At 56.0% G+C, this 10,906-nt stretch carries 9 protein-coding genes; 5 read left to right on the top strand and 4 right to left on the bottom strand.

Annotated elements, in window-relative coordinates; all coding sequences use genetic code 11:
* Together M1136_03625 and M1136_03620 are read right to left on the bottom strand one after the other, a co-directional pair.
* On the bottom strand, positions 1-514 hold a 514-nt coding region (locus tag M1136_03625), incomplete at its 3' end, for an alkaline phosphatase family protein (protein ID MCL5074730.1).
* 196 nt (positions 515-710) lie between these two features.
* A complete protein-coding gene (locus M1136_03620) occupies positions 711-1,532 on the bottom strand; it encodes an IclR family transcriptional regulator (GenBank protein ID MCL5074729.1) in 822 nt (273 codons plus the stop codon).
* A gap of 257 nt (positions 1,533-1,789) precedes the next feature.
* On the opposite strand from M1136_03620, the gene M1136_03615 reads away from it, so the two are divergent.
* The 3 genes from M1136_03615 (at position 1,790) to M1136_03605 (ending at position 6,653) form a co-directional block, all read left to right on the top strand.
* Complete coding sequence (locus M1136_03615; protein ID MCL5074728.1) at positions 1,790-4,048, top strand: molybdopterin-dependent oxidoreductase; 2,259 nt, start codon at positions 1,790-1,792, stop codon at positions 4,046-4,048.
* 100 nt (positions 4,049-4,148) lie between these two features.
* Positions 4,149-5,411 carry a threonine synthase gene (locus M1136_03610; protein MCL5074727.1) on the top strand — a complete coding sequence of 421 codons (1,263 nt, stop codon included), beginning with the start codon at positions 4,149-4,151 and terminating at the stop codon, positions 5,409-5,411.
* A gap of 24 nt (positions 5,412-5,435) precedes the next feature.
* Positions 5,436-6,653 carry a 4Fe-4S binding protein gene (locus M1136_03605; GenBank protein ID MCL5074726.1) on the top strand — a complete coding sequence of 406 codons (1,218 nt, stop codon included), beginning with the start codon at positions 5,436-5,438 and terminating at the stop codon, positions 6,651-6,653.
* Here M1136_03605 and M1136_03600 read toward each other — a convergent pair.
* On the bottom strand, positions 6,603-7,904 hold the full coding sequence (locus M1136_03600; protein MCL5074725.1) for an amidohydrolase: 1,302 nt from the start codon (positions 7,902-7,904) through the stop codon (positions 6,603-6,605). The genes M1136_03605 and M1136_03600 overlap by 51 nt on opposite strands.
* Positions 7,905-8,114, bottom strand: a complete 210-nt coding sequence (locus M1136_03595; protein ID MCL5074724.1) for a hypothetical protein — start codon at positions 8,112-8,114, stop codon at positions 7,905-7,907.
* A gap of 254 nt (positions 8,115-8,368) precedes the next feature.
* Here M1136_03595 and M1136_03590 point away from each other — a divergent pair, with 254 nt between their 5' ends.
* Entirely contained in the window at positions 8,369-9,778 is a 1,410-nt protein-coding gene (locus tag M1136_03590; GenBank protein MCL5074723.1) for an ABC transporter substrate-binding protein, read from the top strand.
* Positions 9,779-10,405: 627 nt separating this feature from the next.
* A partial coding sequence (locus tag M1136_03585; protein ID MCL5074722.1) for an alkaline phosphatase family protein occupies positions 10,406-10,906 on the top strand: 501 nt, incomplete at its 3' end.

Raw genomic sequence — 10,906 nt, 5'->3', positions numbered from 1 at the left:
GCACCTCATCCCCACCAGCGATGTAGCGATTGGGATGACTGAGGCGGGAGAGGACGGAGGAGTAGGGACCGGAGCCATCAACCACGATGCCCTTCTTGATGTTGGGTGGCCAGCCACCGGGATAGTTGACCAGGATACACTTCTTACCTGCCCGTTCCGCCGCCTGCCAGATGTACTCAGCCCGCGATAACTGGTTGAGGGTCTCCTTGGCCATGTTGGGGAACTTGGGGAAGATGTTTTCGCTCACCCGATGCACCTGATCAAACGGTTCGCCTGGGAAATGTATGCCAAAAGAGTTAACGCCGTGTGTGCCCGTCCAGGCGCCGGTGCCCAGGCTTGTCCAATTGGTCGGTGTATCTACAGGTGGCGAGGAGTACATGGGCGAGTAGACCCCCTCGGCCATCAAACGCTTGATGGCTGGCATGTTGCCCTCAGCCACGAACTTCTCCGCCATCTCCGGCATCAGCCCATCCAATCCAATGAGGATGACCCTCTTTACCTTTGCAGAACCCACAATCCAACCTCCATTATTCGCTGGCTAAGGGAAACCACCCATTAGTCCAGCCAAAATTAGTTTATTATGCTCTTAATTTATTCCTCTTACTGAGCAGGCCATCGCCCTCCTCAGCGAGCTCCTTGACCACCTCTCAGGACTCTTCCTTGCGGAGTAAGCACCATATCAGCGTCGAAATGCCTGGACTGAACGGGCATCAAGACCAGTCAAGCAGTCCGTTTATATCCGCCGAAAAGTAACCTAACTGGTAGGAGATGGTTTTGGCCGTTTCCATCACCAACTTTTGTAGCTCGGGCAGCCTATCGCTGACTATTCGTTGGGTTGGCCCGTAAATGGCCACCGCAGCAATAACCCGGCCAGTATAGTCCCTGACAGGGGCACCCAAGGAGCTCAATCCAATGTTGAACCCTTCCACCTCGAGAGCGAAGCCTTGCGAACGTATAAGGCATAGTTCCCTTTTCAACTCTTCCAGGGAGGTGATGGTCTGAGGGGTGTAAGCCGTTAATCCCCTCTTCTGGATGATTTTAGACAGATCATCCTCAGTCAGGCAGGCAAGTAGAACCTTGCCCAGGGCCGTACAATAGGCTGGCACACTTCCGCCCACCTGAAAGATCGCCCGTATGGGCTGTGTGCTTTCAACCTTCTGCACATAGACGACCTGTCCTTGATGAAGCACCCCCAAATTGACCGACTCGCCGGATTCCTTGGCTAATTGCTCCATTTGGGGTCGAATCTCCCTCCCTAGTCGCATCCGACTGAGCACAATACTGCCCAGAATGAAGAGATCAAATCCCAGGCGATACTTACCTGTCTGGGGGTTTTGTTCCAGGAGGCCCTGCGATTCCAAGCTGGCTACCAGGCGAAAGACACTGCCCGGGGTGAGTCCAACTATTTTACTCAATTCAGTGATGCCCAGCTCAGGCTCCTCTATGTTAAACGCCCTCAGGACAGCGCAGGCCCGCGCCACACTCTGGATGGACTTACTTTTCCTCAACGTCGGTCGAACTGAAGTAATCATTTCTTTTCGCAAAGTGAAAAGGTTTTGCATAAATTATAGTAGGAAGAATCAAGGCTTGTCAAGCTTTCAACGGCTCTTTTGTCCTCAGATTTTTTCTAGTGGCCTTGACTAACAGGTGAACCCTTTGTACAATACTAACATACATTCTGCCCCCTTCGTTGAGTAAAACTTAACAAAGCACTCCATATCCGCTGTCTCACTAGCAGAGATAGGCGTTCTTCCCAGTAAAATACGAATCGTAAAGGAGGACTAAGGCTATGATCGGTCAGCCGGTAGCCCGTAACGATGCCTTAGAGAAAGTAACTGGTCTGGCCAAATACGCCGGGGACCTATCACGAGAGGGGATGCTCTACGCTAAGACACTCCGGGCTCGCTATCCACACGCCAGAATACGCCACATCGACACCCGCAAGGCCGAAGCCATGCCTGGGGTTGCAGCTGTGATCACTGCCAAAGATGTACCGGGGGAAAACGCCCATGGGCTTATCATTCACGATCAGCCGGTCCTTTGTGGGGATAAGGTGCGTTTCCTCGGCGATCCGGTAGCTGTGGTGGCCACCGTCTCTCCAGAGATAGCGGAGGCTGCTCTGGAGGCCATCGAAGTCGATTATGAACTGTTACCCGTCGTCTCCTCGCCCTTACAGGCGATGGAGCCGGATGCGCCAAAGGTTCACGAGGGCGGTAATATCCTCAAGCAATATGAGATCAGAATAGGCGACATAGCCGAAGGCTTTCGACAGGCAGACGTGATCGTGGAGAATACCTACGAGATTCCAACCCAGGAGCACGCCTTCCTGGAACCGGAGGCCGGTTTGGCCGTGCCCGATCCCGATGGGGGCGTAAGCATCTACGTCGGCAGTCAGAACCCCTACGATGACCTCCATCAACTGACCAGCATCCTGAAAATGGACGAATCCAAGGTCCGCATCTTTCACACCTACACCGGAGGCGCCTTTGGTGGCAAAGAGAGCTTGACCGTGCAAGCCCACTTGGCCATCCTGGCCCTGAAGACTGGCAAGCCGGTGAAAACCGTCTATTCACGTGAGGAGTCGATCCTCGTTCATGACAAACGGCACGCTATGATCATCAGGCACAAACTAGGGACGACCAAAGAGGGGCGCTTAACTGCTCTGGAGGCCCACATCATCGGTGATACAGGGGCTTATTGCTCTTTGGGTATACCGGTGCTCGGTCGTGTGGCCGTGCACATCGCCGGCCCCTACGCCGTACCTAATGCCGAGATTCGCTCCTATGCCGTTTATACAAACAACACCCCAGCCGGCGCCTTTCGTGGCTTTGGGGTGACCCAGGCCCATTTCGCCGCTGAGCAACAGATGGACATCCTGGCCCGGAGGCTTGGGCTTTCACCCGTTGAGATCAGGCTACGCAATGCTGTCGAAGTAGGGAAGAGATTAGGCACAGGACAAACGCTTAAGGCCAGCGTGGGGCTTAAGGAGACGATCCAAAAAGCGGTTGAGGCCTTCAACCGCTTGCCGAAGCCAGCGGGCCCAAACGTTGGTTGGGGCATCGCCTGCGGCTACAAGAATACGGGACTCGGTGTAGGGGTCGATGACTTCTCCTGTGCCCTCGTCACCCTTGACGACGAGGCGAGATTGGTGGTCAAGACAGGAGCGGCCGATGTGGGGCAAGGGCTCACCACAGTGCTGGGCCAAATTGCTGCCCAAGAACTGGGCGTACCCTATGAGGAGATTCGGGTCTCCTGTGGCAATACCTATGACAGCCCCAATGGTGGACCCACTACTGCCTCTCGCCAGACCTTCATCAGCGGGAACGCAGTTAAGATGGCGGCCGAGCAAGCTAGAGATAAGCTCCTGGATTTAGCAGCCAAGGAGCTGGGCGCGAAAGAAGATATAGAGGTGGCCAATGGGCAGTTCCGCAATCGAAAGGACCCCTCCAAGGCTATCCCCATCAAGGAGGTGTTAAGCTGGGCCTACGACTCCGGTTTGCGTACCCTGGGTGCCAGTGAATACCATGCGCCGGCGACCACGCCCATTGGAAAAGGTTTTGATTACCATTTCGCCTACGGCTTCGCCACGCAAATCGCTACGGTGAGGGTCGATGCGGAGACAGGTCAGGTGGACGTGCTTTCTCTGGTAGCCGCCCACGATGTGGGCCGGGCCGTTAATCCAACCTTAGTTGAGGGACAAATCCACGGTGGCTGTGCTATGGGGCTGGGGAATGCCCTTATGGAGAGGCTCGTCTTGGAGAATGGGGTGACGAAGACTGGGGATCTGCACGAATACCTGATACCTACAGCGATGGACGTGCCCCCAGGGATATCCTCGCTGATCGTCGAAGCCTTTCATCCGGATGGTCCCTACGGGGCGAAAGGTGTTGGGGAGGCGAGCTCCATACCAACAGCGCCGGCCATCACCAACGCCATCTTCAACGCCATCGGGGTGAGACTAACCAGACTGCCGGCCGCACCTCAAAGCATCGTGGCCGCATACAGGAAAACGAAAGAGGGAGAGATCGCTCCACGGGCTGAGTTTTAAGCGCCTGGGCTTTCCCTCAGTGAATCTAAACAGATTTAGCAACGGGGCAACGCTACCACCTATAGAAAGGAGCGAATATTGAGATGGGAGATCATCTATTATGACAACGCCGCATATCTCGCCAACGCACAGCCCACGTAATGTGCGCCATCTGAAATGTGTCCTCTGTGGACGAGAATTCTCACCCACAGAGACACTCTATACCTGCCTCGCCTGTGGGCCAGCAGGAATCCTAGAGGTCATCTACGATTACCCCTACATCGCCCAGCGCTTCACCAAGGAGATGCTAGCCAAGAATGCGGAGAGAAGCCTTTGGCGATATGCTCCGCTGCTGCCCATCAGCGACACTGAACGGTTTCCACCCCTTCAGGTTGGTTGGACCCCGCTTTATCCAGTCCAACGCCTCCGACGCCAGCTAGGCCTTGAAGAGCTATATGTTAAGGACGATGGACGCAATCCTACCGCCTCCCTGAAGGATAGGGCCAGCGCCGTAGGGATAGTCAAGGCCTTGGAGCTGGGGGCCAAGGAGGTGACTGGCGCCTCTACAGGGAACGCCGCCTCTTCGTGGGCCGGGGCATCCGCCTCCCTGGGACTGAAGAGCTACATTTTTGTCCCAGAGAAGGCCCCCAAGGCCAAGATCGCCCAGCTGCTCGTCTACGGGGCGAAGGTATTCGCCGTGAGGGGGACTTACGATCAGGCCTTCGACCTTTGTATCGAGGCTACCGAAAGGTTCGGTTGGTATAACCGCAACACGGCCTATAACCCCTATTTGGTCGAGGGGAAAAAGACCGTAGCCCTGGAAATCTGCGAGCAGCTGCACTGGGAGGTCCCTGATAAGGTTTTCGTGCCAGTCGGTGATGGCTGCATCATTAGCGGTGTCTGGAAGGGCTTTTACGACCTGCAACAATTGGGCTTTATCAACCGCCTGCCCCAGCTCGTCGCCTGCCAGGCCGAGGGCTCGCAGGCCATCAAGCTCGCCCTGGAGTCGGACGGCACGATCAGGCCAGTGGAGGCCAACACCCTGGCCGATAGCATCTCAGTATCCCTGCCCCGCAACGGGGTGATGGCTGTAAGAGATGTCCGCCGCTCCGCTGGCTTCGCTGTAAGCGTCACTGACGAGGAGATCCTGGCAGCGATAACCACCCTGGCGCGCAGCACCGGCGTCTTCGCTGAGCCAGCGGCGGCGGCCAGCCTCGCCGCGTTACAGAAACTGTTGGCTCAAGGTAGGATAGACCCCAAGGAGCGGATCGTGCTCCTGGCTACGGGCAATGGACTGAAGGATATCGAGAGCGCCTTGAAGGCGGTGGGGTCGCCCATGTCCATCGAGCCACGCCTGGACGATGTGGAGAAGGCCTTGTCCTAAATTTATTCTGCTTGAGGAGGTACTATGGCTGACCTTAGTGTAAGTATCTGCAGTTTAAAGTTTCCCAATCCGGTTATGCCCGCCGCCGGGCCCCCGGTGCGCGACGCAGCGCGCTGTCTCGCCGCCATCGAGGGCGGAGCAGGAGGCATCGTGACCAAGACGATATCAGTTAAGGCCGCTGATGTTCCTACCCCCAACATGGCCGAGATTAAGGGTGGGTTTCTCAACACGGAGTTATGGTCAGAGCTATCGCCTGAGGAATGGGTTGAGAAGGAATACCCAGCGATAAGGAAAGCGTGTAATCAGAGGGGCATACCGCTCATCGTTGGGCTCGGCTACACGGCCGACGATATAAAGCAATTAGCCCCTAAGATAAAGCCGTTCGCCGATGCCGTTGAACTCTCTACCCATTATCTGGGTGAGGACCCAGGGCCGATGGTAGCTACCATCAAGGCAGCCAAGCAGGCCCTGGATGTCCCTGTCTTCGTCAAGCTCAGCCCAGGGGTGCGGGACCTGATCATCGCGGCCAAGGCCGCCGAGGAGGCCGGAGCCGATGGACTGGTGGCCATCAACTCTATGGGACCTTGTTTTGGCATTGATATAGAGACCGGACGGCCCCTAATGGGAGGCAAGGAGGGTTATGGTTGGCTCTCCGGCCAGGCCATTAAGGCGCTGGCTTTGCGCTGTGTCTACGATGTTTGCTGCAACGTCAACATCCCGGTCATCGGTGTCGGGGGCATCTCTAATGGGCCAGATGCGATTGAGATGCTGATGGTCGGGGCACAGGCGGTACAGCTCTGCACGGCAGCTATTCTAAGAGGACCAACCATCTTCGGTCGAGTAGCTAAGGAGATGAATAAGTGGCTGGATGCCCATGACTACCACTCGCTTGCGGATGTCCAGGGACGAACGCTAAAGCTGCGCACGCAACGGGTAGCGACCTCCACCTACAACCTGGCCGCCCTCAAGCCACCCCAATTGGTCGCCGAGAAATGCACCGGATGCGGCTTGTGTGTGATCAGCTGTCTCTATGGGGCAATCACCTTGCCAGACAAGGTCATCGCCATCGATGAGAAAGCCTGCTGGCGTTGTGGGGTCTGCGTAAGCCGCTGTCGCTTTGGGGCTTTAAGCATCGGGGGGGCCGGCCACCGTCTAAATAGGGTGAGGCATCCAGGGACTGGGATACTGGCTCTAATCCCTGCGCCTGGTGCGGAAGTGGGCGTAGATCTCCTGCCGCCGTGATTGCTCATCTATGCTTACAATCCGACCATCCCGAACTACGACACGCCCGTCAATGATGACTGTATTGATATCCGTGGGACTCGTCGCAAAGGCCAGGTGGGAGAGAGCCAACTCTTTCGTCAGTCGGGCAGGGTGAGGTACATCCAGGATAAGCATATCGGCCCTTTTCCCTACCTCCAGCGATCCTATCTCTGCCCCAAGCCCGGCTACCTTGGCCGCCTCGCTGGTCACCATTCGTAGCGCCTGTCGCGCCGTCAATGCCTCCGGGCTCATAGCCGCAACACGGTGAAGCAAGAGGGAGAACTTCAGCTCCTGAAACATATTTAGGTTGTTATTACTGACCATGCTGTCAGTGCCTAGGCCAACTGGAATATCGTTGGCGAGGTAACGCGGTAGCGGCGCCACACCGCTAGCCAGCTTGGCGTTGCTGATCGGACAATGGGCCACCCGGGCACCGCTCTCCTTGAAGATACGAATATCCTCATCGTTCAGCCATACACAATGGTCGGCGATGGTATGCTCGTCCAAGATGCCCAGATCATGAACGTACTGCACGGGTGTTTTGCCAAACTGCTCCTGTATCGCCTGTACTTCCCGCCTGGACTCGGCCAGATGGAGATTAAAATCGATGCCCAGCCGGTTGGCCCATTCTTTGGAGCGAGCGAGCAGCTCGCTTGAACAGGTATAGGTCGAGTGCGCCCCCATAAAGACGGATACCAAACCCTCTCGACTATACTGCTCCTTTATCTTTCTGGTCATATCCCCGACAGATTCCAGATCAACGGGTACCTCGGTGCCAAACCAACTCGACAACGGCATAGCCCCGCAGACCAGGCGCACCCCCATCTCGGCCGCTATCTGGGCCGAGACGTAGGGCCAGGCTCGGCTACAATCCACCAGGCAAGTCGCCCCCGTCCGTACAGCCTCCAGGAAGCCGAAGTAGGTAGAATAGAAGCGATCCTCCTCGCTCATGGCAGCGATATGGGGGTTAAGAGACTGCAGCCAGGCGAACAGCTCCCCTTCTTCACCATAGCCACGCAAGGCGCTGAGAAACAGGTGGGTATGACAGTTGATCAAGCCAGGCATGACGACCTTGCCTGTGGCCTCAAGGCACTCCGCCCCAAGTGAGGGCAGATGTTTACCGATCGCCTCTATCCGCCCATCGCTGATAGCGATATCCGTATCCTCCAGAAAGCGATCCTCAGGGTCGCAGGTGTAGATGGAGCCACCTTCGATGAGCAATCTCTTCATCTAGTCTTCCCTTCTTCTGAACACTCTATCCCACTTTTCAAGGGCCGCCTTCAGCCCTTTCTCCTGAACGAGCCGACCGAAACTGGCGGTCTCCTCTGTAAGCAAAAGGAGAGTGAATATCTCCACACCGTAGGCCAGGGCGTTCTTTAGTCCCATCATTTCGTAGGCTCGGGACAGCCAAATTATGCCTGGGTCATAGCTTCCTGTCAATGTCCCTGTCAGAAACTCTCTGCACAAATACTTGACAAATATTCCAGCCCGCCTTTATAATGTTATCGCAAAGGTTTTTCGCATTACGAAAAATGCGTCATTGCTAGAATGTCTGGCCGTAAGAAAAGACTACGTTAAGCACCGCTGAGACTTAGCGTTTCTCTGATTTCAGGGGGTGATGAACAAAACTATAGACACCGGAAGTTGTTTGTACCTTAAGTGCCGTGTTTTAATTCTGCGAAAGGAGACTTGCTGTGAAAAGACAGCTGTTGCAACTGATCGTCGTCGTTCTACTGCTCAGTTTCGTCGCCAGCGCCTGTGTCCCAGCTGCGCCGGCCCCAACCCCAACACCAACTAAGGCACCTGTAGCTGCAGCTACACCGACGCCAACCAAGCCACCAGCGGCCACCCCCACCCCTGCCAATCCAGTGGATCAGGTGGAACTGAAGGGACCGGTGGAGATAGTCTATTGGCATACCTGGACTGGACCGCAAGCAAAGGTGCAGCAGGCGCTCATCGATGAATTCCAGAAGAAACATCCGAACATCAAGGTCAAGGCTGAGTACGCTGGCAACTGGACGCAGATCTTCCAAAAGGTCATGGCCGGCATCCAGGCCGGCTCCACACCAGACCTGGCCGTACTTTATGAGAACCAGATCGCTAATTGTGCCAAGGCCGGCGTGGCCGTGCCTCTGGAGAACTATGTCGCCAGCCAGAAATATGGGCTTTCCAAGGAAAGCATGGCCGACTTCTTCCCCGAAATTGTGGAGCGCTTCTATTTCCCCGAGGTTGGCAATAAGCTGTTCGGCTTCCCCTTCAGCGCCGACGCCTTCATCATGTACTATAACGAGGATATGCTGAAAGAGGCCGGCGTTAAGACTATTCCCCCGAAGACATGGGATGAGTTCCTGGAGGCCTGCAAGGCCGTAAAGAAGATAGGCAAAGAGGGTTATGCTATCCAGGCCGGCCCCTCCGCTATAAATGCCATAATGTTCTCCTTCGGGGGCAAGCCCTTCAGCGACGACTGGAAGACGACACTCTATGACCAACCGGCGGGGGTGAAGACCTACGAGTTATTGCAGACCATCATCAAGGAAAAGCTCGGCTATGCGGTCAAGATCGTACCCACCATCGGTGATGATTTCAACGACTTCGCCGCCGGCAAGGTGGCCTTCGTCATGCGGACAGCTATCAACCGGGCCTTCCTTAAAGAGGCCGTCAAGGGCAAATTCAAATGGAATGTAGCGCTGATCCCCCAAGCGGCTGATAATAAGAAGCCGAGTACAGCTATGTTTGGACCAGGCTTCGCCATTTTTAAGAGCACACCAGAGAAGCAGCTGGCCGCCTGGGAGTTTGCCAAATTCTGGACGAGCCGTGAGGCGACCGTGCAATGGGCTGTCGCTGGCGACTTTGTGCCGCTGCGCAAATCGGCCGTCGAGGACCCCAAGTTCAAGGAATACCTGGCTGCCGACCCGGTCAACAGGGGGGCATTCGATATCATGCCCTACACCCAGCGCGAGATGCCCAATCTGGCTGCCGTGAATGAAATCCGCCAGTATATCAATAACGCCACTGAGGCGGTGATCACCTTCAAGAAGAGCCCAGCAGAAGCAACCAAAGAGCTGACACAGCAATGTAACAAGCTGCTGGCTGAGAAAAGATAAGCGACCGCTGGGGTTTCGAAGTAAAAGGGGTCGAATAGCGGGGGAGTCCTGAGGGGTAGAGCCTCTCAGGCAAGGTTCTAGGAATGTCCCTTAGCCTGATGTCCCCTTTTCCCAAGGGAGGGGGAGGGGGGTAGTCCAGTAGGAGAAGGGGCGCAGCCCACTACCCTGGGAGTCCTTCGAAGAAGGATAGGGCTCCGCCTCGAAGAGTCTTCGACCTAGCAAATCTCCCCCCTTCGCCCGCAGGAGTAAGGGGTGATCAAGGAGGGCGCAGCCCCACTACTGGGAGTGAAACGGAATACAGCCTAGATCCACCCTCCTGCAAGGGGTAGTCCAGAAGGGGGATGAGAGCATTTTCCCCCAGATTAGGAATATCGCCAATTCTCCCCGGTGGGGAAGTCAAGGAGGGCACCCCCTCCTTGGAGTCCTTCGAAGAAGGGTAGGGCTCCGCCCTAGCAAATCTCCCCCTTCTCCCGCGGATTGAGGGAGTGTAGAGGGGCTTCGCCCCTCTGCTGGGGCTTGAGGTATCCCCAAACCTCTATTCTCCCCCTTCTCCCGCAAGGCGGGAGAAGGGGGCAGGGGGATGAGGGCATATACTGGCATATACTAAAGTATTAGGAGGAATCAATTATGCTTTTCGGGAAGGCCAAGAGGGTCATCCTCATCGGACTGGATGCCCTGATGCCAGAGATGGTGGAAAAGTTCGTGGCTGAGGGCAATATGCCCACCTTCGCCAAACTGATGGCCGAGGGGGTCTTCTCACCCATGTACTCCTCGCCACCCGTGGATACACCGACCAACTGGACCTCCCTGGCTACCGGCGCCTGGACGGGCACACATGGCAACAACACCTTCGGCGTCCATTTTCAGGGTGAACCTTTCGAGGTACGCCACGATCTGGGACCCAACATCTTCCCCAAGTTTCCTAACATCGCTAAGAATAACCTCAACCAGTTATCGCGGGCTGAGTACATCTGGCAGGCGGCGGAACGGGCAGGTAAGAAGTGTATCCTGGTCAACTATCCCGGTGGCTGGCCACCCAACATCAAGAAGGGCATTGTGGTTGATGGCTCCGGTCCCTACTCCTCCGTCCTCTCCCGCCTCAGTCATCCCAATCGCTACATCGCCGGT

It is taken from the genome of Chloroflexota bacterium, from assembly GCA_023475225.1.
Classification (GTDB): Bacteria; Chloroflexota; UBA6077; order FW602-bin22; family JAMCVK01; genus JAMCVK01.
Note: the sequence above shows the minus strand (reverse complement) of the source record. Positions and strands in the feature narration are given on the sequence as shown.

Excerpts from the sequence above, each read along its gene's own strand:
- M1136_03600 (MCL5074725.1), bottom strand. The coding sequence starts at position 7,904 with ATGAAGAGATTGCTCATCGAAGGTGGCTCCATCTACACCTGCGACCCT.
- M1136_03615 (MCL5074728.1), top strand. The coding sequence starts at position 1,790 with ATGATCGGTCAGCCGGTAGCCCGTAACGATGCCTTAGAGAAAGTAACT.
- M1136_03610 (MCL5074727.1), top strand. The coding sequence starts at position 4,149 with ATGACAACGCCGCATATCTCGCCAACGCACAGCCCACGTAATGTGCGC.
- M1136_03605 (MCL5074726.1), top strand. The coding sequence starts at position 5,436 with ATGGCTGACCTTAGTGTAAGTATCTGCAGTTTAAAGTTTCCCAATCCG.
- M1136_03620 (MCL5074729.1), bottom strand. The coding sequence starts at position 1,532 with ATGATTACTTCAGTTCGACCGACGTTGAGGAAAAGTAAGTCCATCCAG.